At 43.8% G+C, this 23,649-nt stretch carries 25 protein-coding genes and 1 tRNA gene; 10 read left to right on the top strand and 16 right to left on the bottom strand.

Translation table 11 applies throughout. The features are described 5' to 3' along the window. Positions 1–4 precede the first annotated feature (4 nt). The 8 genes from ACE5CV_RS11585 to ACE5CV_RS11550 all read right to left on the bottom strand — a co-directional run bounded on the left by ACE5CV_RS11585 (position 5) and on the right by ACE5CV_RS11550 (position 5,677). Positions 5–166, bottom strand: coding sequence for a DUF5522 domain-containing protein (locus ACE5CV_RS11585; RefSeq protein WP_374950336.1), 162 nt, complete (start codon positions 164–166; stop codon positions 5–7). Beyond that, positions 166–1,104, bottom strand: a complete 939-nt coding sequence (locus ACE5CV_RS11580; protein WP_374950335.1) for an MBL fold metallo-hydrolase — start codon at positions 1,102–1,104, stop codon at positions 166–168. Before ACE5CV_RS11580 ends, ACE5CV_RS11585 begins: the two co-directional genes overlap by 1 nt. Further along, a complete protein-coding gene (gene coaE / locus ACE5CV_RS11575; protein WP_374950334.1) occupies positions 1,101–1,703 on the bottom strand; it encodes a dephospho-CoA kinase in 603 nt (200 codons plus the stop codon). Before coaE ends, ACE5CV_RS11580 begins: the two co-directional genes overlap by 4 nt. Beyond that, positions 1,703–2,650: a CdaR family protein gene (locus tag ACE5CV_RS11570; protein ID WP_374950333.1), complete on the bottom strand. Its 948-nt coding sequence runs from the start codon at positions 2,648–2,650 to the stop codon at positions 1,703–1,705. The genes coaE and ACE5CV_RS11570 overlap by 1 nt, the downstream gene beginning before the upstream one ends. A gap of 161 nt (positions 2,651–2,811) precedes the next feature. After that, complete coding sequence (gene yajC, locus ACE5CV_RS11565; protein ID WP_374950332.1) at positions 2,812–3,132, bottom strand: preprotein translocase subunit YajC; 321 nt, start codon at positions 3,130–3,132, stop codon at positions 2,812–2,814. 16 nt (positions 3,133–3,148) lie between these two features. Next, a complete protein-coding gene (locus ACE5CV_RS11560; RefSeq protein WP_374950331.1) occupies positions 3,149–3,586 on the bottom strand; it encodes a DUF1573 domain-containing protein in 438 nt (145 codons plus the stop codon). 6 nt (positions 3,587–3,592) lie between these two features. Next, on the bottom strand, positions 3,593–4,543 hold the full coding sequence (gene nusB / locus ACE5CV_RS11555) for a transcription antitermination factor NusB (RefSeq protein ID WP_374950330.1): 951 nt from the start codon (positions 4,541–4,543) through the stop codon (positions 3,593–3,595). Positions 4,544–4,591: 48 nt separating this feature from the next. Continuing rightward, positions 4,592–5,677: a Glu/Leu/Phe/Val dehydrogenase gene (locus ACE5CV_RS11550; protein ID WP_374950329.1), complete on the bottom strand. Its 1,086-nt coding sequence runs from the start codon at positions 5,675–5,677 to the stop codon at positions 4,592–4,594. 183 nt (positions 5,678–5,860) lie between these two features. Here ACE5CV_RS11550 and ACE5CV_RS11545 point away from each other — a divergent pair, with 183 nt between their 5' ends. From ACE5CV_RS11545 to ACE5CV_RS11530, 4 genes are all read left to right on the top strand, one after another. Continuing rightward, a complete protein-coding gene (locus ACE5CV_RS11545; protein WP_374950328.1) occupies positions 5,861–6,427 on the top strand; it encodes a Crp/Fnr family transcriptional regulator in 567 nt (188 codons plus the stop codon). Between the two features lie 65 nt (positions 6,428–6,492). Continuing rightward, positions 6,493–6,927 (top strand): hypothetical protein, encoded by a 435-nt coding sequence (locus ACE5CV_RS11540; protein ID WP_374950327.1) that lies wholly within the window; start codon positions 6,493–6,495, stop codon positions 6,925–6,927. A gap of 129 nt (positions 6,928–7,056) precedes the next feature. Beyond that, the gene (locus tag ACE5CV_RS11535; protein ID WP_374950326.1) at positions 7,057–8,844 is read left to right on the top strand and encodes an ABC transporter ATP-binding protein; all 1,788 of its coding nucleotides are present in this window, start codon (positions 7,057–7,059) and stop codon (positions 8,842–8,844) included. A gap of 126 nt (positions 8,845–8,970) precedes the next feature. Then, entirely contained in the window at positions 8,971–9,291 is a 321-nt protein-coding gene (locus ACE5CV_RS11530) for a DUF3276 family protein (protein WP_374950325.1), read from the top strand. Positions 9,292–9,360: 69 nt separating this feature from the next. On the opposite strand, the gene ACE5CV_RS11525 is transcribed toward ACE5CV_RS11530, so the two are convergent. Next, on the bottom strand, positions 9,361–9,855 hold the full coding sequence (locus ACE5CV_RS11525) for a DUF5362 family protein (protein WP_374950324.1): 495 nt from the start codon (positions 9,853–9,855) through the stop codon (positions 9,361–9,363). A 56-nt stretch (positions 9,856–9,911) separates the two neighbouring features. Further along, positions 9,912–11,282, bottom strand: a complete 1,371-nt coding sequence (gene mgtE / locus ACE5CV_RS11520; protein WP_374950323.1) for a magnesium transporter — start codon at positions 11,280–11,282, stop codon at positions 9,912–9,914. Between the two features lie 198 nt (positions 11,283–11,480). Between mgtE and ychF the strand changes: the two genes are divergently transcribed. From ychF to ACE5CV_RS11505, 3 genes are all read left to right on the top strand, one after another. Continuing rightward, on the top strand, positions 11,481–12,584 hold the full coding sequence (gene ychF, locus ACE5CV_RS11515) for a redox-regulated ATPase YchF (RefSeq protein ID WP_374950322.1): 1,104 nt from the start codon (positions 11,481–11,483) through the stop codon (positions 12,582–12,584). An 87-nt stretch (positions 12,585–12,671) separates the two neighbouring features. Then, positions 12,672–12,743 (top strand) — tRNA-Arg (locus ACE5CV_RS11510). Between the two features lie 102 nt (positions 12,744–12,845). Next, entirely contained in the window at positions 12,846–13,205 is a 360-nt protein-coding gene (locus ACE5CV_RS11505; RefSeq protein ID WP_374950321.1) for a hypothetical protein, read from the top strand. A gap of 204 nt (positions 13,206–13,409) precedes the next feature. Here ACE5CV_RS11505 and ACE5CV_RS11500 read toward each other — a convergent pair whose 3' ends face one another. The 3 genes from ACE5CV_RS11500 to ACE5CV_RS11490 all read right to left on the bottom strand — a co-directional run bounded on the left by ACE5CV_RS11500 (position 13,410) and on the right by ACE5CV_RS11490 (position 16,884). Continuing rightward, positions 13,410–14,348, bottom strand: coding sequence for a sugar phosphate isomerase/epimerase family protein (locus ACE5CV_RS11500; protein ID WP_374950320.1), 939 nt, complete (start codon positions 14,346–14,348; stop codon positions 13,410–13,412). A gap of 107 nt (positions 14,349–14,455) precedes the next feature. Continuing rightward, positions 14,456–15,622 carry a DUF4062 domain-containing protein gene (locus ACE5CV_RS11495; RefSeq protein WP_374950319.1) on the bottom strand — a complete coding sequence of 389 codons (1,167 nt, stop codon included), beginning with the start codon at positions 15,620–15,622 and terminating at the stop codon, positions 14,456–14,458. Between the two features lie 62 nt (positions 15,623–15,684). Continuing rightward, positions 15,685–16,884, bottom strand: coding sequence for a GAF domain-containing sensor histidine kinase (locus ACE5CV_RS11490; protein ID WP_374950318.1), 1,200 nt, complete (start codon positions 16,882–16,884; stop codon positions 15,685–15,687). Positions 16,885–17,135: 251 nt separating this feature from the next. Here ACE5CV_RS11490 and ACE5CV_RS11485 point away from each other — a divergent pair, with 251 nt between their 5' ends. Further along, positions 17,136–17,483 (top strand): DUF4174 domain-containing protein, encoded by a 348-nt coding sequence (locus ACE5CV_RS11485; RefSeq protein ID WP_374950317.1) that lies wholly within the window; start codon positions 17,136–17,138, stop codon positions 17,481–17,483. 2 nt (positions 17,484–17,485) lie between these two features. On the opposite strand, the gene eutC is transcribed toward ACE5CV_RS11485, so the two are convergent. Genes eutC through eat form a run of 3 tightly spaced genes read right to left on the bottom strand, consistent with a single transcriptional unit; the run spans position 17,486 to position 20,961 of the window. Continuing rightward, positions 17,486–18,241, bottom strand: coding sequence for an ethanolamine ammonia-lyase subunit EutC (gene eutC, locus ACE5CV_RS11480; protein ID WP_374950316.1), 756 nt, complete (start codon positions 18,239–18,241; stop codon positions 17,486–17,488). Further along, entirely contained in the window at positions 18,229–19,617 is a 1,389-nt protein-coding gene (locus ACE5CV_RS11475) for an ethanolamine ammonia-lyase subunit EutB (protein WP_374950315.1), read from the bottom strand. Before ACE5CV_RS11475 ends, eutC begins: the two co-directional genes overlap by 13 nt. A gap of 3 nt (positions 19,618–19,620) precedes the next feature. After that, the gene (eat, locus tag ACE5CV_RS11470) at positions 19,621–20,961 is read right to left on the bottom strand and encodes an ethanolamine permease (protein ID WP_374950314.1); all 1,341 of its coding nucleotides are present in this window, start codon (positions 20,959–20,961) and stop codon (positions 19,621–19,623) included. Positions 20,962–21,216: 255 nt separating this feature from the next. Between eat and ACE5CV_RS11465 the strand changes: the two genes are divergently transcribed. Both ACE5CV_RS11465 and treA read left to right on the top strand, forming a co-directional pair. Next, the gene (locus ACE5CV_RS11465) at positions 21,217–21,870 is read left to right on the top strand and encodes a phosphatase PAP2-related protein (RefSeq protein ID WP_374950313.1); all 654 of its coding nucleotides are present in this window, start codon (positions 21,217–21,219) and stop codon (positions 21,868–21,870) included. Positions 21,871–21,964: 94 nt separating this feature from the next. Then, the gene (gene treA, locus ACE5CV_RS11460; RefSeq protein WP_374950312.1) at positions 21,965–23,536 is read left to right on the top strand and encodes an alpha,alpha-trehalase TreA; all 1,572 of its coding nucleotides are present in this window, start codon (positions 21,965–21,967) and stop codon (positions 23,534–23,536) included. Positions 23,537–23,649: the final 113 nt, after the last annotated feature.

Raw genomic sequence — 23,649 nt, 5'->3', positions numbered from 1 at the left:
ATAATTATTTATCTTTTGTTTTATCGGCGGGCTTTTCGCGGCCGTAATTCCAGGGGCAGTGCAGGCACTTGTTTTTACAGCAGTACCCCCTTTTTAGGTGATACGTTTTTGTGAAAACAAAGTTACCATCTTCGTTAATATAATAGTCTACGTTTTCTTGCAGCATCAATTCAGCAATTTCACAAAAATACTACTATTGAAATAATTTTTAAGATGCGTGCCGTTGCCATGCAATGTCCAGATCTGCTTTGGCGCGGTTTGTTTAACGGTTTCGATGATATCGTTCCAATCGGCATGATCTGATATAAAAAGCGTATCCTGCGCGTTAACCTGCAGGTTTTTCCAGCCCGAAGCAAATAATCTTTTCACCCCTGTTGCCCTCACATAACTATCGAAGGTGAAAGGCGGTACAATGTATACCCACTCCTCCTGCGTTTTCATCAATTTGCGCCCGTAGATCTGGTGGTTACCCAACTCAAAACCCATCTTTTGATATATAGCGTTGATAGGCATAATGCGGTGATGTACCAGAATTTTTTTCTGCGGAGCATGATCGTTAATCATCCTTATCAGCCGCTGACTTTTTCCCAGGCTATAAGCACCTAACAAGATATTTAATTTAATATCGTTCAGCTTTTTGATCTCTTCTACCGGATCGGGATGCAGCACTTCCGGATCGGCAAAGGTGCTTTCGGTGATCAGCACATCAGCTTTTACGAACTGGTAAGGCTCGCAGGTTTTGTCGGGTTGTAATTTATAGTCGCCCGTGTACAGATACCTGATCCCATTATATTCCATCAAAATTTGCGCGGAGCCCGGCATATGGCCTGCCGGGATAAACGTAACCTGCACATCGCCTATCGTAAATGGCGCATTGTACGCGGCTGTTGTAATAACCTTACCCGCGTTTTTGCCGTAACGCAACTGCATAAAGGCAAGCGTGGCTTCGGTAACATAAATATGCTGGTTGCCGCTCACCGCATGGTCTGCATGGGCATGGCTAATAACGGCACGGTTTACAGGCTGCTTCGGATCCAGATAAAAATCGGCATACTTACAGTATAAACCGTTGGCGTCAAAAACTAAGAAATCATCTAAGATCATTTATCAAGGGCAAGAGTAACGTAGCGCTCATGCAGCGCCAGCACTTGTGGTATTACAAACTGCGTATCGTCATTTATTACCAGGTCGTTCGCTAAACTGCGTTTCTTATCTTCTGTCAATTGCCTGGCTTCGCGGCTTTTAACCTCATCCGCAGTTATGCCATCACGTTGGATAACACGCTGGATCCGAAGATCCAAGGGTGCAGATACCATTAACGACCTGTCGCACATTTTGTAAGAATCACTCTCGAAAAGCAAAGCTGCTTCCTTCATTACATAAGGCACCTGGTTTGCAAACCGGGCCACCCATTTATCAAAGGCCCTAAATACGGCAGGGTGCACCAGGGCATTAAGCTTAGCCAGTTCAACAGGGTTGTTAAAAACAATACCGGCTATATGTTTGCGGTTTAAAGATTCATCTTCAAAATAGGCTTCGTTACCAAATGCCTTCCTGATGCCGGCAATTAATAATTCATCCTGCACCATCACTTTTTTAGCTTCATCATCTGCATAAAACACGGGGACGCCCAGCACTTCAAATACTTTGCAAACGGTTGTTTTACCACTGCCTATATTACCGGTTATGCCTACTTTAAACATTACTTTTTGACGATGAAATCTATATTCTGCGGTTCTATCTTCACAATTTTGCTGTACGATGGCAGCCTGGTAAGTTTTACAGGCAGCACACGGTAACCGTTAAGCCGCCATTTGTCCAGATCGGCCACGGCCTCAAAGTCATCCTCGTTAGCTTCGGGATAGTTGGTGAGCGATGTGGTGAACGTAACCCTTACCTTTTGCGGAAAGATCTTAACATCATAATAGTTATTATTATTGATCAGCTTCACCGGAATGTTCATCGATTTTTCGGTAAACTCGTCTATCGGGATATTTACCGTTACGGTTTTGGGCAAAATATCCAGATTGCCTTCTTTAGCCTTTTGCAAATTAACGCGCGAGCTAAAACTTTCATTGATGTTATTCAATTTAACAGAATCTGTTTTCCACACCTTGATGCCGGCCAGGGTAACTGCCGGGCCGCTAATGGTCACATAGGCAGGTTTAATAGTAACGTTGTCTGACTGGGCAAACTGTTTTTGAAATTTTATGGCGCTCACCAGTTGAACCGGCACCCGCTTTACTGTCCGGTTACTAAAATCAAAAAAAAGCGTATCGGGGTTAAAGCCGATTATCTGGTGGTTCAGTTCCTTTTTAAGGTTGATTTGTTTAAGCTGGGTGTTCAATACAATAAAATCCTTTGTCTCCAGGGTATGCAGATCTACACTTACTGGTTTTTGACCGGCGTTCATTTTTGAAAAAAGCATTTCCCACCCGGTGCCCTGCACAATGGCATCGATCGTATCAGATTGCAACGGATGGAACGCACGTTTTAAAGGTGCATTCTTAAATATAATCACCTGCTTAACTGTGTACCTGTAAGGGTTGGATAATGATGTGAACAGCCAGGCAACAATGGCAACTACCAAACACGTAACAAACGCCTGTAAGCGCCTGCGTTCTATTGCTGATAGTTTGATGATGGCCATTTTGCTGGATAAAAGACTTATTGATGAAAGATAAAGGATTTTATTAACAAGCAAGGCGAAAGATTGAAGGCATTACAGATACATCTGTTTAACTACCTGCAAGCTCCCGCCTTTTTTTTACAGAGGCACATGTCCTCTGTCTTTAATCTTTCGTCCTAAATTTATTTAGTAACTACCGGTGTGTTTAACGCTTTAGATTCTTCTAAAGAGATAGCCGTTTTGTTAAATCGGATACGGCCGCCATTTTCTGTTTCCAGTAAAAAAGTAGTATCGGCAATTTCATATACCTTGCCATGGATACCGGCTGTGGTAACCACTTTATCTCCTTTTTTAAGTTCTTCCGAATATTTTTTCTGATCTTTTTGTTTCTTCATCTGCGGGCGGATCATGAAAAAATAAAATACCACTGCGATCAATCCGAACATGATCAGTTGCTGGTAACCTAAGCCTCCGCCGGCCTGCAATAAAATAGCTGTTGTCATTTTTTGTATTTGTGAATTATTTAGTTGTTACCTCGCCAATAAGGTGCACCATGTTTTGTGCAGGATTAGTGTTGGCAGTAACGGTAATTTGCTTATCCTGCAAGCCAAATTTGGCAGTGCTGTTAAAGGTCACTTTAATTTCGCCATCGGCGCCGGGGGCAATTGGGGTTGTAGGCCACTCGGGCTTGGTACAGCCACAGGTTGCAACCGCATCTTTAATAATCAACGGCGATTTGCCTGTATTTGTGAATTTGAATGCGTAGGTAACCTTATCACCACTTTTGATCTTACCAAAATCGTGGGTTTCTTTTTCAAATTTCATGGCCGGCGCATTGGTTGCGCTGGTAGCGCCTGCATCGGTAGTAACCGCAGCCGTAGCACTATTGCCGGTATTTGAGTTGCAGGCTGTAAACAGTAAACCTGCCATAATTGAGCATAAAAACAGTCTTTTCATGTGTTGTTATTCTATTAATCCCCTGCCTATTTTTCTTACTTTATTCTGGGCTTTTAGTTCAAATAAAATCTTGTCTAATATACCGTTAATAAACGAATTACTTTTAGGTGTACTAAACTCTTTAGATATCTCCAGGTACTCGTTGATAGTAACCTTTACCGGTATCGATGTAAAATTAATAAATTCTACAATAGCCATCTTCATTAATAATGTATCCATCATGGCAATACGGTCTGGCTCCCAGTTCTGGGTCTTCTCGGCAATAAGCTCCTGGTACTGGCTATCGTAGCGGATAGTTTGCTCGAACAGGTTGATCACAAATTCTTTATCCTCGGCCCAATTTCCGCTGATCTCGGCCAGCTGATTTTTCTTGAGGTCTTCATCGTTAGCAAAATTCTTGAATGTTTTAGCGATCAACGCCTGTAAAACTTCGCGGTCTACCGGCCAAAAAATAAATTTATCTTCAAAAACCTGTTCGGCCAATGACGATTTAAGAATAACCTTCTTGAAAATGAATTTGATGATATCTTTATCAGAATGGATGCTGTCATCCTCTTTTGCCAGGTATTCGGCATATTCCGGCGATGCCTTTAACGTATCAAACAGTGATTTGGCCAGTTCAGGATCGAATGACCAATCAACCTTGTATTTTTTCAGAGCGATAGAGAATTCGTTATTCTCGGCTAGAGATAGGATAAACTTATTGCTTAGTAATTTTACGTTTGCATTCAGGTCCTCGGCAGTGGGCAGGTGTTTGTTGGCGCGCTCTTCGGCATCACGGGATGTATAATCGGCCACTTCATTAATTAGCGACAACATCCAAACATACATTTCAAAAACCTGGTCTATACTACCCAGCAAAAACTTTTCATGAGCCTTGACATCTTTTGTACTCGACTGGTGAAACGCATATAGCGATTGTAACACTTTTACCCTAAGGTGCCTTCTGTTTAACATTTTGTAAGAACGATTATGACCGGCCCAACGGCCCGCCGTGATACTGATTTAATAGGTTGATTTTACTTTTTTTATGTCTGCTATTCTTTTTTCGGCAATCTTATTTGCCGCGTCAATAGTAGAAATGTTTTCGGCCTTAGAAAGTTTTAAAACATTTCTGGTTGCATCATAAATATTTTCGGTGAGCTGCAGCGTACGTTTTTTGCTGTATCCCATCAGTTCCGAATAGCAATTGATAATACCGCCTGCGCTAATAACGTAATCGGGCGCAAACAGTATGCCTTTGTCCAGCAGCATCTGCCCGTGCACTGCCTCATCCTGCAACTGGTTATTTGCCGATCCGGCAATTATGGCGCACTGCAGTTTATTTATAGTTTGTGTATTTATGGTTGCCCCCATTGCACATGGCGCATAGATATCTGCGTTGATATCAAAAATGGTATTGTTAGATACTGCTTCGGCACCGTATTTTTTGGATACCTGGCGTTTGCGTTCGTCATTGATGTCGCTTACGTAAACTTTGGCGTTAGCCTCTGTTAGTAGTTTTACCAACTGCTCGCCTACGTGGCCTATGCCCTGCACAATTACGCTGCGGCCGGTGATGGTATCAGATCCGTAAAGTTCTTTTAAGGCCGCCCGCATACCCATGTAAACCCCCATTGCCGCTACCGGCCCGGGGTCGCCGCTGCCACCCATTGTTTCGGGCACACCAACAACATGCTGGGTTTCCATGCGGATGTATTCCATATCGCGCGGGTTGGTGCCCACATCCTCGGCAGTGATAAATTCGCCGTTCTGGTTTTTTATGAACCGGCCAAACTTGCGCAGTAAAGCCTCGGTTTTATCTTTACGGGAATCACCAATGATAACGGCCATACCACCGCCCAGGTTTAACCCTGCAATGGCCGACTTGTACGTCATGTTTTTTGAAAGGCGCAAAACATCCTGCAAGGCTTCCTTTTCGGTTTTATAGGCCCACATACGGGTACCACCTAAAGCAGGGCCTAACGTAGTATCATGGATGGCGATGATTGCTTTTAAGCCTGTATCGGGGTCGCTGCAAAACACAACCTTTTTATGACCGTAAGTTTCCAGCTGGTTAAAAATACTATCGGTGGCGGTTTGGGCAGGCATTGTAATAACGGCAAGTAAAATTATTTCTCTTGTGCTGCAAAAGTATGGGTTTTTTTTATTGTGGCAAAGTTTAGTTAGGATGAAAGGGTTTATAAAAAGCATATAAGCTATCGTGTATTCAGCATTCAAGGCAGTATATTTATTAAATTGCCGCACAACATCAACTATTTAATTGTGTACCTAATGACAGATAGTTTGACATCCTTTTTGCGAACTAACACTCAACTTAATGAAGATGAGTTGAATGAGGTGCTGCAATACTTTAAGCCAAGGTCATACAAAAAAAATAGCATTATCATCTTTAAAGGAGATGATTGTGACCAGTTATACTTCGTGGTAAAGGGCTGTATCAGAACTTACTATTTAGCCGCTAATAGTGCGGAAAAAACGCGGTATATCGCTTTTAACGGTTCTATGGGCACAGCCCTTTCAAGTTTCATTGATCAAACACCTTCTATTGAATATGTGGACGCGCTGGACAATACAGAATTATTATCAATCAATCGTAAGCACTTCTTTATGCTGGTTGCCCAAATGCCCGAATGGGCGGCATTTTATATTCGTTTTTTGCAATCGGCATACGTGCAGCAAGCCAACCGGATAGCCCAAATCGTATCGCTAACCGCAACAGAGCGCTACCAAAATTTGCTTGCTAATAAGCCTTATTATGTAAACCGCCTGTCTAATAAAGTTTTGGCCTCGTATCTTGATATTGCGCAAGAAACACTTAGCAGGCTTAAGTCAAAGTGATTTTGATATAGATCAATAAAAGTGATTGCCCGGCTACTCATATTTGTGCAACATTAATTCATAAAATGCAATTTGATCCAAACAACCATGTAGTAAAGCTATGCGCCGACGGAATGGCGTTAGAAGGCCAGGGCGAGCCGCAACAGGCAGCAGAATTATTTAACCAGGCTTGGCAGCAGGCCCAAACCGACCTGGAAAAGTTTACTGCAGCCCATTATGTTGCCAGGCACCAAAAAAATACCGCCGATAAACTTAAATGGGATGAAACAGCTTTAACAATAGCCCTGAAGATAAACGACGACGAGATAAAAGGCACCTTGCCGTCGTTATATTTAAACATTGCCAAAGGATATGAGGATCTAAACAACAATGCTTTAGCTTTAAATAATTACCACTTGGCTATGGATTTTACACAATATTTACCTAACGACGGTTATGGCAATATGATTAGGCAGGGTGTAAAAAATGGAATAGAGCGGTTGGGCAACAACCTCAAATAATTCAATATTGAACAGCACAGGTAAGTCGACGTGACTTGCGAGCAAACTTTGATTTGCAATTCACTTACTGTACTTTTGAATTCTATCTTCCGGACTTTCGGTCTTTCCCGACTTTCCGACTACAACAGTATGAAAGAACTCGCCTACCTCAATAAATTCTTTTACAAATATCGCTGGCGATTAGTACCGGGAGTGCTGTTTGTAATCATATCCAACATTTTCGGGGTTTTGCCGGCGCAGGTTATCCGTGTAGCGTTTGACCTTGTTACCGAAAATATAGGTGTTTACCAGCTTTTTTCAGGCTTTAACAGGCAGGAAGTTATTTACGATATTTTTGGCTCCAGTTTGCTGCTATTTGGTGTCCTGGTGCTGATACTTGCCCTGCTTCGCGGGCTTTTCCTGTTTTTTATGCGGCAAACCATCATCCTGATGTCGCGACATATCGAGTATGATCTGAAGAACGAGATCTATAGCCATTACCAGCGCTTATCTCTTGCTTTTTATCGCCGCCACAACACCGGCGACCTGATGAACCGCGTTACCGAGGATGTTAGCCGCGTGCGCATGTACCTGGGGCCAGGTATCATGTATACCATCAATACCATTATCCTGTTTATACTGGTGATCTATGCAATGGTATCGGTGAATTTGCGGCTGGCTATATTTTCGGTGCTGCCATTGCCGGTCCTGGCAGTGATCATCTTTTATGTAAACACCGTAATTGAGTTCCGTAGCGAACAGATCCAAAAAAGGCTTTCGGCCTTATCCAGCTTTGTACAGGAAAATTTTTCGGGCATCCGGGTAATAAAATCCTATGTAAGAGAGGGCTTTGTACGCGGCAAATTTGCCGACGAAAGCGAGGACTATAAAATACAAAGCATGGCGCTGGCCAGGGTTCAGGCTATGTTTTTCCCTGCAATGCTGTTGCTTATCGGGCTGAGTAATGTGATTACCATGTACATTGGCGGCATCGAGGTTATGAAAGGCAACATTACTGCCGGTAACATTGCCGAATTTATTGTTTACCTCAATATGTTGGCGTTCCCGGTAATATCGCTGGGTTGGGTAACCTCGCTGATCCAGCGTGCGGCGGCTTCGCAAAAACGCATTAATGAATTTTTGCATGAAACGCCGGAGATCATATCTCCGGATGTACCTGCTACCCACCTTAACGGGAAAATCGAATTTAACAATGTATCGTTTGTTTACCCGGATACCGGCATCAGGGCATTAAAAAATGTATCGTTTGTGGCCAACCCCGGCGAGATGGTGGCGATCATCGGCCGCACCGGGTCCGGTAAATCAACCATCGGTAATCTTATGATGCGCATGTATGATACCACCGGCGGCAGCATTTTGGTTGATGATACGCCGATAACAGATGTAAACCTGGATAATTACCGCGCCCAGATAGGTTTTGTACCGCAGGAAGTTTTCCTTTTCTCAGATATTATATCGCACAACATCGCCTTTAGTGCCGACGTGCTCGATATGCCACGGGTAGAGCAAGCAGCTAAAGACGCAGCCGTTTACAACAACATTATTGAACTGGATAAAGGCTTTGAAACGCTGATAGGCGAGCGTGGTGTAACCTTGTCCGGCGGGCAAAAACAACGTGTGAGTATTGCCCGGGCCATTGTAAAACAGCCGCAGGTATTGATCTTTGACGATTGCCTGTCGGCCGTAGATACCCGCACCGAAGAAGAGATACTGAGCAACCTGGGCCGTATTATGCAAGGCAAAACCAGTGTTATAATTTCGCACAGGATCTCGACCATCAAAAACGCCGATAAGATACTGGTATTGGATAACGGCGAGATAATTGAGCAGGGCACCCACTCGCAACTGATGGATAATAAAGCCGCCTACTTTGAATTGTATGAAAAGCAATTACTGGAGGAAGAAGAGCAGGCTTGACAATGCAACCCTTTACAATTTTACAACGTAAAAGTTTGTGCAATACCGTAATAATATTACAATTACTGCTTGTGGTTTAAAAAAATATTTATATTTAGCCAACCAAACTATTACGATAAAGATTTTATGGGAGATTTTGATAACAGAGAACGCGAAGAAGTTTACTCCAAAAAGGTTAGGGCCGGGAAGAGGACTTATTTTTTTGATGTGAAGGCAACCCGGTCAAACGATTATTATGTGACCATTACCGAGAGCAAAAAGCGCCCGGAAGATGGCGTTTTTGTTAAGCATAAGATATTTTTGTACAAAGAGGATTTTGAGAAATTTGCCGAGGGATTAAAAGACACTGTAGACTACATCAAAGACCATCAGGAAGTAGTTGAGAAACGTTACGAATACAGCGAAAACCCGGAAGTAGCAAAAGCCGACGGCGATTTTTCTTACTAACTGCCGCAATAACTTTATTCAACCTAAATTATAATATTACCCTGTCCATTTCCTGGACAGGGTATTTTTTTAAAGCGCGCTGCCGTTAGGAATGTGCGATGCTGCATTTGCACCCACTAAAATCATTGTGATGAAGAATAATATCAAAAATGCGATATAAACAATGGTAAAAATACCCCACAGCTTAAAAAATGATTTTAGCTTGCCTAACGCGGCAGTAGTTTCATCAACGTTGTGGTAAGCAATTCCTTTTTTCACACGATCACCAAATTGATATAGGTATAGCGAAAAGAAAAAGCTAACCGCTGCTAAAAGCAAGTACATCACGGTTACTGCCGCGCCCATGCCTGCAGCATGTGCCATAAGCGGGTTGATGGCAGCCATTGATGTAAAAATGGTTCCTACAAACAATGCAGCTATCGCTAAAAATGCAGTACCCACAAAGCCCATGATCCCTAAAAAGAAGGCCCATTGCCCGGCTTTTTGTAAATAAAACTGTGCCTGATCTGTCAGGATCATTTGCGGCTCGGCAGCTGGCTGATGGTAATTTTCGTTTGTTTCCATTTTAAAGGTTTAAATTTTCCTTAAAGTAACAAATGGTTTAAAACCAACCAAATAATTTATAAAAGTGTGCCTTTTAAAATTAATACCGCGAAACTGAAATAGATAATAAGCCCGGTCACATCTACCAGTGTGGCCACAAATGGTGCAGACGACGTAGCAGGGTCGGCACCTAATTTTTTAAGGAGCAGGGGCAGCATCGATCCTGCTAAAGAACCCCAAAGCACTACCCCAACCAGCGAAAACCCAATGGTTACGCCTACCAGCGCCCAGTGTGGCCCGTACAGATTACTAAAGGCGCTAAACACCGCTATCCGTAAAAAGCCTATCATACCAAGGGTAACGCCAAGCATCAGTCCAGATAAGATTTCGCGGCGCATTACCCGCCACCAGTCGGATATGGTCACTTCGCCCAGCGCCATAGCCTGGATGATCAGTGTGGATGCCTGCGAACCACTATTGCCCCCGCTTGAAATGATGAGTGGTATAAATAGCGCCAGCACTACGGCCTGCTCAATGGCGTGCTCAAAAAAGCCCATGGCAGTTGCTGTAAGCATCTCGCCCAAAAATAGTATAACCAGCCATCCCACGCGCTTTTTAACCAGGCGAAACAGATTGATATCCAGGTAGGGCTCGTCCAACGCTTCAGTACCACCAATTTTTTGAATGTCTTCGGTATATTCTTCGTTAGCTATCCACAAGATGTCATCTACCGTTACAATACCTAAAAGGATATCGTCATCATCCGTTACCGGCAGTGCAGTACGGTTGTTCATCCTAAAAACGTTAATGGCTTCTTCCTGCGGGTCGTTGGCGCTCAGGGCAATCAGCCGCCCATCCATCAAATCGTTCACTTTTGTCTCTGGTGCAACCAGTAATATCTCGCGGATGCGGATATCATCCAGCAAAACCCCGTTATCGCCTATTACATAAATAACATCAATAGTCTCGGAGTTTTTACCATACCTGCGTATGTGCGCAAGTACCCTGGTAACATCCCAATGTTTTTTAACGGCAATATAGTCCGGCGTCATTAACCGGCCTACGCTGTCTTCCTTGTACCCTAAAAGTGATAAAGCTTCTTTACGGTCGGCGGGCGACAGGTGCAGGATAAGTTTTGTAACCGCATCGCCGTGCAATTCGCTAAAAAATGCGGTACGGTCATCGGGCGGCAGTTCGTTAATGATCTCGCTTACCTTTTTGCCTGATAATTTTTTAATGATGCGCTCCTGCGTTGGGAAATCCAAGATGCGGAATACGTTAACCGCACGGTTTATAGATAATATCTCTATAAATTTAGGGCCATGCTCGGGCAGTTCGTCTATAAGTTCCTCTACGTCAGATATGTTGAGATTATTAAGGTATTCCCGCAGCTCTGTGGTATCTTCCTGCTCCAGTAATAATTCTATTTGCTCAACCATTTCTTCCATAAAAAACCCTCGTGTTTACATGCTTGTACGCTGTTTTGCCCGTTGTGGTAACGCTGGCAAAAGTCGTTTATTTTTTCAAATTACAAGCCTTTTTTTCTGTTATCTTTGCGGCTTTACAAGTGCGTGGTTGATTACGTTAAATGGTGAATGGTTAACTACTCACCTAATCAACCACTCACCAATCAACTAAATATAGAAATGGGTTTACAATGTGGTATAGTAGGTTTACCGAATGTAGGTAAGTCAACACTTTTTAACTGTTTATCTAACGCCAAGGCACAGGCGGCAAACTTTCCGTTCTGCACAATCGAGCCAAATGTTGGTGTTATCACCGTGCCCGATGAGCGCCTTACCAAACTTACTGAAATTGTTAACCCCAAGAGCGTAGTACCCAACGTTATCGAGATAGTGGATATTGCCGGCCTGGTAAAAGGTGCCAGCAAAGGCGAAGGCCTGGGTAACCAGTTTTTGGCCAATATCCGCGCTACCAACGCTATCATACACGTGCTGCGCTGCTTTGACAATGATAATGTGATCCACGTAGACGGATCGGTTGACCCTATCCGCGACAAAGAAATCATCGATACCGAATTGCAGCTGAAAGATCTGGACTCTGTAGAAAAAAAGATTCAAAAAGTTGAAAAGATGGCCAAAACAGGCGGCGATAAGGAGGCTAAAAAAACCTACGATGTGCTTAATGTTTACAGGAGCCACCTGCTTGAAGGCAAAAGCGCACGCACCGCGCCGGTTGCAGAAGAGGATAAGGAATACATTGAAGATATCTGGCTGCTGACTGCCAAACCGGTAATGTACGTTTGCAACGTTGACGAAGGTTCTGTTGTGAACGGTAATGCTTACGTAGAAAGGGTTAAAGCTGTTGCCAAAGAAGAGGGTGCCGAGGTGCTGGTAATATCTGCGCAAATCGAGGCTGAGATATCTGAACTGGAATCATACGAAGAACGCCAGGAGTTTCTGGGCGACCTTGGCCTGACCGAATCAGGGGTTAACAAGCTGATCAAAGCCGCATACCGCCTATTGAATTTAGCTACCTACTTTACCGCCGGTGTACAGGAAGTGCGCGCCTGGACAATTACCCAAGGCTTTACAGCACCACAGGCAGCGGGTGTTATCCATACCGATTTTGAGAAAGGCTTTATCCGTGCCGAGGTAATTAAATACGATGATTTTGTAAAGTTTAACGGATCGGAAGCGGTAATAAAAGAAAACGGCAAAATGGGTATTGAAGGCAAAACGTACGTTGTAGAAGACGGCGACGTGATGCACTTCAGGTTTAACGTTTAAGCGGCCTATCTCCGTACGGGGAATAGGAAAACAATATTTATTGTAATACATTTGCACCGATAACCCTTTTTAGGGGTTCAAGGTAACGTTCGCGTAGTTCAATGGATAGAATTATGGCCTCCGAAGCCGTCGATATGAGTTCGAATCTCATCGTGAACACTGTTTAAAAAGCGGGTAACCATACAGTTACCCGCTTTTTTTATGCTTAATTGTTAATGCAGGCCGGTAACCACATTAAATTTATACCTTTACCACCCACACATGGAAGAAAGAAAATACCTCACAACCTGGAGAAAATACATCCCGGTGATTCGCCTTCATTTGAAGAGAAGCTTTACGGAAGATCAAAGTTTCAAATTAAACATTACGGATTTTGAATCGGCCGGCGACCGCGGTAAATCCGGTTATACCTTTAGCCTTCAAATGGAAAATGGTAAGGTGATCAACAACATTAGCGGATCGGCAGTTGCACGTGATTTACACGAAGCCTTAAAAACCGATGAAACCATCAAAGCTATGATACAGGATAAAGCGATAAAGATAAGCGTAGGCAAGTCATTCGTTTTCAGTATCAAAACCACGCACCTGTCATCTTATAAGCCAGAGGAGCCTGCTAATTAAGCTGTTTCGTCTGAAGCTATCGTACTGATTTATCTCAGCATCTTAACCGCTAAGTTGAAACAACATACTGATTATTGTTCGGAGAAATTCAAAGATCAGGGATAACCTGTTCAAAAAAGGGTCATCCTGAGCCTGTTGAAGAACGAGGGCGGCTAACCCGCCATGCTTCGACAGGCTCATCATGACCCATCTTTTTAGATTCTTTTAAGCCTTCAAAGCATCTGCAGCATAGGCGCGGCAAATTTTTACTTCGGCAACAGCGTCGCTGCCGGCGGGTAAGTTATATTCCAGCTCGATAGTAGCGGGGAATTTATACTTGTTCTTTTTCATTAACGCCAGTACATCTTTAATTGGCGTATTACCCTGCCCCCAAACCGCGTTTGGCCCGTTATTAAATTTACGGTCCTTAATGTGCATGCTTACAATACGGTCGTGATATTTTTCAATGAAGGGCACCGGGCTGCTGCTGGTACCAGATGCGTAATGCCCAATATCCAGGTTGATGGCGTTGTATTTAGATTGGCTTAGTGCTGCGTCCCACAAAGTTGGCGTAGCCTGTGTATGTGCATGGTAACCAACGTACATTTTGTGTTTGGTGGCCAAATCGCCAAGGCGTTTAGTTTGCTGGTCATTAGGCAGCTCAACGGTTACATGGCTTGCGCCCAGTGCCTTACCTGCGTTAAACGCATACTCAATTTCGGCATCGGTATTTTTTTCGCCCAAAGCATCAGGTTTCCAGGCATATATGGTTACACCGGCATCATTGTACATTTTGCGCAGTTCCTTAAATTTATCCATAGACACACCCGTGCGCCACTCGGCCATCTTTGGCATAAAGTCGGCCCATGAGGTCCCGGTTTCGCGTTTAGGGGCACCGGCATAAGCTTCGGCAGCGTCGCCCATCAATTCAATTGCGTTTATGTTACAGTCGATGCAATACTTAAGCAGGTCTTCGGCAGTGCCGGGCATGCTGCGGAACGAATAGGTTATTACCCCTATCTGTACGCCGTTGATCATCGAATTTGGCTTGGCAGCGCTTAAAAGCGAGCCCGCAAATGATGACTTTGATAATAACAACATGGATGTTGCGGCAAGCGCACTGCTGCCTATAAACCGGCGCCTGCTTAGATTTTGGTTTTTCATAAAATTGATACCCTGGTTTGTAATTGATTGGTTAAACCAAAGTTATTAAAATAAACAACCCTTCAAAATCTGTATTAAAAGTGTTACCTGTAAGAAGCAGAGAATAATTAAAGCCCTAATTTATTTCCAAGAAGTTTAAATTCAGACAATAATTGTTTTTGAATTTCGTCATCCACTTCAAGGTTTAGAGAGGAGGTTATGACAATCCCCTTTTCGCCATTAGCAACTCTTAAAAATCCGCTTTCTAAGTCAAACGAAACCTTTTTGGGGTAATCCCAAATATTCGCCGCAGATCGAATGGGATAATCAGCTAACAAGTCTCGCATATATTGGTGATCTTCCGACACCGAAGTTGATGAAATATTTATAGACCAAGACAACATTTCTTTGTGCAATCTCGCAATAGCGTTTGCAACATAATATAGTCCTTTAAGATCAGCTGGGACTCCTGGCTCACCGTAATATTTCTTGTAAGCCTTGTTAAACAAGTTATCCGCTGTTTCTAAAAACTGATTTATTTTTGCAAACTCTTCGGATATCCAATCCAATAAATTTTCATCGTTTAACACTGATTTACTTCTGCCCAACCGGATTTTGTATTCTACATCCAAATTTAAATCATCATGCTTTAAAAGTTCATCTTCCAACGTTCGAATAAAAAATCTCAACTCGTAATTATCCGATTTATTTAATATAATATTGATAGCGGCTGGAGACAGTTTTTTCCAATATTCAGGACTGCCAGAAAAGTTTAATTTTTGTCTTATAGATAATGAATTTTTAAATAGATGACTTAACTGAATTTTTAGAGTAGATGTTATATCTTGCGCTTTTTCAAAATCGAAACACCAGTTTTTGTCAGTTGTTCGAACGTTTTCTGCGAATTCAAATATTAAATTGCTATCAACACTATTCGTAAAGTCTACTGACTTATTATTAATCCATACCTTCAGCAAGGTTAACAATGGCTTATAAATAAATGTATAAACAGGTATTCCAACGCTTTTAGCGTATAGGTATTCGGTATTAGTTATTGACTTACCATGTTCAACAACACTTCCATAACGATTGCCTATTATAAGAATAAATAAGTCAGCACTTTTAACATTTTCAATGCAATTTTCTATCGTATCCTTGTTGGGATCGATAGGAAAAGAAGGATACTCAGAAAGGATTGGTTGATACCCTAGACTGGAAATAAAATCAAATAAATCCGCACGTATTTGAGTTAGATCGTAGCAAGTTGAGCTTACAAATATTTTTAATTGATTCATGTTGTTAGCTTAAGTGATCTAAGTTAAACAATGAATCTGAACTTCAATTTAAATACCACTTATTATGGCGCCTGAGGCAGTATCACCTCGAAGTTTGCACCCTGGCCCGGCTGCGAATAAATATGCAGTGTACCTTGCAGCGAATCGATAAGGTGCTTTACCAGCGCCAGGCCAAATCCGTAGCCTGCCTCACCGCCGGTACCATCAGTAGATGTTTTTATACCGCCCATTATGTTATCTATACCTGCCTGGTCTAACCCAACGCCCGTATCAGTAACATTGATCTGTAAAATATTCCGTGTTTCTTCTACCTTCAGGCTCAGGTCAACGGTTACCAGGCCTTCGCGCGGCGTAAACTTCATCGCGTTTGATATCAGGTTTCCTGTTATCTGCAACAACTTGTTCTTGGCAAACGGGATGGTTGCCGAATTAACGGATGTAGTAACAGTAAACTTAATGTTCTTGCTGATAGCTTGCGGCATGTACAGTTTTTCCAGCTTATCTTTAAAAATAAGCAGGTTAAACTCATTGGCCTTTAAATCTCGAACGGGCTTGCTGGTAGTTAATATTTCATCGGCAAGTTCCAGTAATGAGCGGCCGCTGCGTTGTATCAGGTTGATAAATTCCAGCACTTCGTCAATCTCATTCTCCTTACCCTGCTCACTGATCACCTGCGCCAGGCCAATAATACCGCCCAACGGGCCACGAATGTCATGCGCTACCTTTTTTTTGCTTTCGTTAGCATCGTGCAGTTTGGTTTTAAGCCCGGTTATCATCTTTTGGGCATTAAGCCGGTTAACTATTTCGTCTGCAATTATTTTAAGCAGTTCAATCTTCTCAGGCGATAACGATTTCAGGTCTTTGTCTAACACGCACAGTGCGCCCAGGTTGTGGCCCCCCTCCGTACGAAGCGGGATACCGTAGTAGTACCGCAGTTTTGGCTCGTCTACAACATAAAATTTATCTTTAAACCGATCGTCAGACTGCAGGTCTTTTACTTCGAAAGGGTTTTCGGTTGCTATTGTATACTGGCAAACCGATTGGTCACGCGGCATCTGGTCAATTTCGAGCCCGTGATTGGTTATCGTCCATTGGGTAAAGGTATCTATCAGGTTAACCAGCGACACTTCGGTACCGGCAACCTTGGCGGCTAACTTTGCAAGATCTTTAAACTGATCCTGAAAAGCGGTATAATCGATATCATAGTCGGACAGACTTATGATACGCTCCATTTCATTCTGGGGGACGGGGTTGTTTTGCATATTAATAGGTCTTTGGCTAAATACGGCATTTTTATTAGTACCGATGTGTAGTTAGAAAATTAAATAGCACATTTAACCGGCACTTTATGCCAAACTAATTTGAACTTAAATATTTATCAGCAACTCGCTTGCTGCAACCTGCATTGGTTAACAACAACAATGCCGTGGGCGGCCACTATTCCCGTAAGCGCTAAAGAAGTGATTTAAACCATTTGGGGCGACGGCTGTTAAATTAACCAAACGGCCCCGATATGATACTTCGCCTGATAATCTTAACTCTGCTGTTCCAGCAAAATACTAAACGGGTACTCACGGTTTATACGCCAGGCATTAATAATGCACAATACATAAAGCAAATGCAGTTGTTTAACCAGGATAAGCCTGGTATGGCCAACAGGGACCTGGTTATTGAAACCCACGTTTATGGTTCCCAAACAGCGGCACTATATAAAAAGAACCACGTCAAAAATACTTTTACAGTAACACTAACCGGGAAAGACGGCGGCGAAAAGTTGCGTAGCAATCAGCCTCTTACCTTACAAAAACTATTTGCTGTTATTGATACCATGCCCATGCGCCGGCAAGAAATGAACCCTTAATTTCATTGAGTTAAAAGCCCTTCATTGTCCTTAAGCTCTACACCGGTTAACCTGCGTTTAAATGCTTCCTGCACCAGGTAAAAGATCTTATCGGCAGCTACCTTATATGGCAGCCCGCCCGGCCGTATATTAGATACACAGTTACGCGCATTGTCTTTAAGCCCGGGCTTTGGGTTGTAGGTAATATATGCACCCATACTGTCTGCGGCGCTAAGGCCGGGTCGTTCACCAATCAGGATAATGGATAATCTGGCACATAGCGTATCGCCAATTGGGTCGGCTATGGCTACACGCCCCTGCTGTACCAAACTTACCGGCGCCATCTTTAACCCTGTGGCTATCAATTTAGGGATAAGCAACCTGAGCAAAGCCAGGACGTTTTCATGAATAGCCATTGCCGATAAACCATCGGCAATAACAATAGCTACATCGTTGCCGGTTACCTGGTCGGCCAGGCGGTTTGCAGAGTAGCCATCCAACAACCGGCGCATATCCGGCCTTTGCAGGTACTGCGGCCTGCTATCTGCCCGGCTATGTAATTGCAGTACAGGCAGCTTAAATTCAGCCAGCTGAACGGCCATTACATCGCTGTTCATGGCCGAGTATACAGCATCGCGGGCATGGGCGTGTGCCATTTTAAAAGCTAACCATTGTTTTGTAGGGATGCTGGTACCGGTGCTGCCAATGGCAATACGGGCTTTGGTAAACTCCTTTAAAAAATTCAAAGGCTCATTATCCGGTGCGGTTATCTTGTCCATAAGGCTTTCATTTTACCAAGCATTCCGGCTGTCGCGGCGTCAGAACGATTGCCCTGTTCATCAAATATGCCTTGTTTGATCAGCCACTGCTCAAACTCAGGGGATTGTTTAAGGCCCAGCACCTTGCGGATGTAAAGGGCATCATGAAATGATGTCGACTGATAGTTGAGCATAATATCGTCAGATCCGGGGATGCCCATAATAAAATTGCAGCCGGCAACGCCCAGCAGCGTAAGCAAATTATCCATATCGTCCTGGTCGGCTTCGGCATGGTTAGTATAGCAGATATCCACGCCCATTGGCAGGCCCAGCAATTTGCCGCAAAAGTGATCTTCCAGCGCTGCGCGGATGATCTGCTTGCCATCATAAAGGTATTCCGGGCCTATAAAACCTACCACCGTATTAACGAGCAATGGCTTAAATTTGCGGGCAACTGCATATGCTCGGGTTTCGCAGGTTTGCTGGTCTACGCCATGATGTGCATCTGCCGACAACGCGCTGCCCTGCCCGGTTTCAAAGTACATGACATTATTGCCCGCTGTGCCCCTATTAAGGCTTTGTGTAGCTGCGTGTGCCTCATCCAGCAACTTAAGATCTATCCCGAAGCTTGCATTTGCCTTTTGTGTACCCGCGATCGATTGAAAACATAAGTCGACGGGCGCATTCTGATTTATCAGCTGGATGGTAGTCGTGATGTGGTTAAGTACACACGATTGGGTAGGTATCTCAAATTGTTCGCGAAGGCGATCAACCAGCGTAAGGATCTTCAATACGGCAGCCGGGCTATCCGAGGCAGGATTAATACCTATACAAGCATCGCCGCTGCCATACAGCAAACCGTCTATTAAACTGGCGGCAATTCCGCGGGCATCATCTGTAGGGTGATTAGGCTGCAAACGCGTTGCAAAATGCCCTGTAAGGCCAATAGTATTTCTAAAACGGGTAACCACCTCGCATTTTTTGGCCACAAGGATCAAATCCTGGTTGCGCATGATCTTGGATACGGCCGCAACCATTTCTGGCGTTAAACCTTGCTGAATATCGGTGAGGACGGCTGTGGAAGTTTCTTCCTCCAATAACCAATCGCGCAGTTGGCCAACGGTGAAACTACTTACCGACTGAAAAGCGATTGTATCGTGGCTGTCCATTATCAGTCTGGTAACTTCATCCTCCTCATATGGAATAATGGCTTCGTTCAAAAAATCCTTCAAAGGCACATCCGCCAGCGTCATTTGTGCTGCTACCCGCTCTTCATAAGTTTCGGCACAAAGTCCGGCCAATGCGTCGCCGGTCCTAAAGGGTGTTGCTTTGGCCAGCAGTTCTTTTAAACCGCTAAATTTATAAAGGCGGCTACCGATGGTGTGTTGATAAGCCATTCATTAAACGGGTTGTGGTGCATTCATCAGTTCATCATCCAAAACAGGCTTTTTATGTATGCCCATCAGCATAAACACAAGCAGGCAAAGCGCCAGTCCGCCAAAAAATAAAAGGCTGATCTTAAAATTATAGTACATAATGGCAACCATGCAAACAGCCGATAGCAGCAAGGCAATTGCCGGGAAAACCGGATAGAAAAAGGCTCTGAAGGGCCGCTCTAATAGTGGCTCGCGGCGGCGCAGTACAAAAAGGCTTACCATGCTCATCATATACATTACCACCGCCCCCATTACCGATAAAATGATGATCTGGCTGGTGGTGCCGGTATAGAGTGCTATAAAACTAACAAGCCCACCGGCCACTATGGCCCAATGCGGCGTTTTGAACTGGTGGTTAACCACAGCGAGCGGCCCGGGCAGAAAGCCGCTGCGGGCCATTGCAAATACCTGGCGGGATGACGCCAGTATAGTACCATGAAACGATGCAATTAACCCAAACAAACCTATACTGGCAAATAGCTGCGTTAATCCGCTGGTTTTGCCTAATGCAATGCCTATGGCTTCGGGCAGCGGGTAATCCAGTGCGCTTAGCTTGTGCCAGTCGGTGATACCGCCGGCAAAAATCATCACGCCAAGCGCCAAAAATACCAGAGTAGCTAACGCCGATAAGTACCCGCGGGGAATGTTCCGTTTAGGGTCTTTCACTTCCTCGGCCACCATGGCAACGCCCTCTATAGCCAGGTAAAACCAAACGGCAAACGGTAAGGCAGCAAAAACGCCTGCCCAGCCAAATGGCATAGGGTTGGTCATAAAGTTTGCCATTTTAAAATGCGGCCCTACCACGCCCATAAACAGCAGCAACTCCGCTACTGCTAAAATGGTAATGAAGACAGAGAACCCTGCCGACTCCTTCACCCCCCAGATATTTAATAAGATAAATACAATATTGAAAGCAACTGCCGACCAGAAAACATCAACCACAGGGTATAAAAAATGCAGGTAACTGCCCAGGGCAAAAGCAATGGCGGGCGTAGCAAATAAGAAATCTACCAGTGTGGCATATCCCGCAATTAGGCCGCCAAACGGCCCCATAGCGCGGTAGGCATACGCAAAGGCCCCGCCTGCGTGAGGTATAGCCGCGGTAAGTTCGGTATAGCTAAAAATAAAGGCTACATACATTACCGTTACAAGCAGTGTAGCAATTAAAAATCCCACAGTGCCTGATACTGCCCAGCCAAAGTTCCACCCAAAATATTCGCCGGAGATAACCAGCCCGACGGCAATGGCCCAAAGGTGCACCGGCCGTAAAACCTTTTTAAGTTGCTTGTTGTCGGGCGTTTCCAATGGTGGGTAAATTATAAAATTTGCAATGCCTTAAGATAACACTTATAAATTTTTAAACAAAAGCTTTTATTATTAAATTATTTATAATGATTTAGGTTCTATGTTAAAGACTGTAACAAGCGGCACCTGCCTTGCATCTTACACATAGCAATGTAATATTATCCGCAACACTGTTAACAGTACTTCAATGTTTACCTAACCTGTGCTTAATATTGACGGTTTTATTAAATTTGCGCTCCAAACTAATATTTGATAGTGCCTCAAAATAACACCCCTACGATAAGGCAGGTATGGACAGCTGCCCTGCAAACACATTACACCCGGTATAAGATACTTTCAGGTTCGTTTATCGTTGCGGTTATTTTATCGGCATTGCCATTGTTTTTTAACCAGATACAGAAACGTGAGGGCGTTGTACTTAACGATCTTGTATTAGCTTATTTGATTCCGCATAACGTATCAATTGCTATTTTCGCCTGCATTTGGGGGATGGCAGGGCTTGTCTTCTATCGCGCCCTTTACAAGCCCGAAATTTATATACATTATGTTTGGACGCTGATCTTTATCAGCATTGCACGGATCATCACCATCAGCATCGTTTCCCTTAACCCGCCTATCGGGCTGGTTGAACTTGTAGACCCGATTACCGGCGTATTTTATGGCAACACCGTTGTAACCAAAGACCTGTTTTTCTCGGGCCATACTGCCACTATGGTATTGATATGCCTTTGCCTTGAAAAAAAATCTGATAAAATCATTGGAGCTATTGCCACCTTAGCAGTAATGGTTTTATTGCTAATTCAGCATATCCATTATACAATCGATGTGTTGGCAGCCCCCTTTATAGTTTACATTATTTTCCGCCTGACCAAGTACTTTCTAAAGCGCGACCACACGCGCCAGTGGTAATCATTTATAACTTGCATACAGCTTGCAAATAGCCTGCTTTTAAGTAAATTTAGCATTCAGAACCGCTCTTTTACTTTAATAAATTAAGGCTCTCATGAAAAAGAATTTCCTTTTAGCGATTTGTTTGTTTATCAGCTTTTGGGCCGCGGCACAACAGCAAACCCCAAGGCAACAATTCCCCGGTTTGTTTGAGGCTGTGCAATCGTCAGATATCTTTCCGGATAACAAAACCTTTGTAGATTGTACACCCAAGTACGCCCCCAACCTGATCATGAAGGCTTATAACGAACAGCTGGGCAAAACCGGGTTCGACTTAAAAGAGTTTGTATTGGCTAACTTTACTGTTCCTGCAGGTGTTACCCATGCATTTACCACCAATGTTGATGAAGGTATCCGCAAACATATCGATACTTTATGGCAGGTGCTGCAGCGCAAGCCGGATGCAGCTACAAAGCTATCGTCATTAGCAGCTTTGCCTAACCCGTACATTGTACCTGGTGGCCGCTTCCGCGAGATTTACTACTGGGACAGCTATTTCACCATGCTGGGCCTGCAGGAAAGCAAGCAGTTTAAGGTGATCAATAACATGATAGACAATTTTGCTTATCTGATAGATACCTACGGTTTTATCCCAAACGGAAACAGGGCTTATTACTTAACCCGGTCACAGCCGCCGTTCTTCTCGCTGATGGTAGGTTTGCTGGCTAAAAGCGAAGGCGATCAGATCCTGGTTAAATATCAGCCGCAATTGATAAAAGAATATAATTACTGGATGCAGGGCAGCAATACATTAGGTTTAAACAGAGCTGCGCACCGTACGGTACGCATGGCCGATGGTACCCTGCTTAACCGCTACTGGGACGAAAGCGACCAGCCGCGCGAAGAATCATACATTAAAGATGTGGATGCCGCTAAAACCACCAAACAGCAATTGCCGGTGTTTTATCATCATATCCGGGCAGCAGCGGCTTCGGGCTGGGACTTTAGCAGCCGCTGGTTTGATGCGTCCGGCAAACTGGCTACCATCCAAACCACCAACCTGGTACCGGTAGACCTAAATTGCTTAATGTATAATCTGGAAATGACCATCGCTCGCAGTTACCAGGCTAAGGGCAACCTTGCACAAGCCAAAATTTACGAACTAAAGGCCCGGGCGCGCAAGAAAGCTATTCTGAAATTCTTTTGGGATGAAAAGAACGGCTGGTTTCAGGATTATAACTGGACCACAAAAAAATTATCTGCTATTCCAACCCTGGCAGCTGTATTTCCGCTGGAGTTTAAGATCGCATCGCCTGTTCAGGCACAAAAAATAGCCAATGGATTGAAAGCGAATTTCTTGAAACCGGGCGGGCTGGTAACCACACTTAATTTTAGCGGCCAGCAATGGGATGCACCAAACGGTTGGGCGCCGTTGCAATACATGGCTATAGATGGATTAGAAAATTATAATCAGCACGACCTGGCTAAAAATATTGCCACCCGTTGGATGCAGTTAAATATCCGTGTGTTTAAACAAACCGGTAAGCTTTTGGAAAAATATAACGTGGTAGATACCAGCCTTACCGCTGGCGGGGGTGAGTACCCACTACAGGATGGCTTTGGGTGGACAAACGGAGTGTTGCTGAAGCTGATGAACAAGTACCAGTTTGACAAGCAAGGTGAATAAAAACCAGTGTGAGTAAACCCATAATCGATGTAAGACCAAGCTGCTTTTTAAACCGATTTTATGTTAACCCAGATTTTTCATAACATATTGATTATCAATTAAATGATAGGAAT

The organism is Mucilaginibacter sp. (assembly GCF_964263795.1).
In the GTDB taxonomy this organism is placed as follows: domain Bacteria; phylum Bacteroidota; class Bacteroidia; order Sphingobacteriales; family Sphingobacteriaceae; genus Mucilaginibacter.
This window is presented reverse-complemented; position numbering and strand designations above follow the sequence as displayed.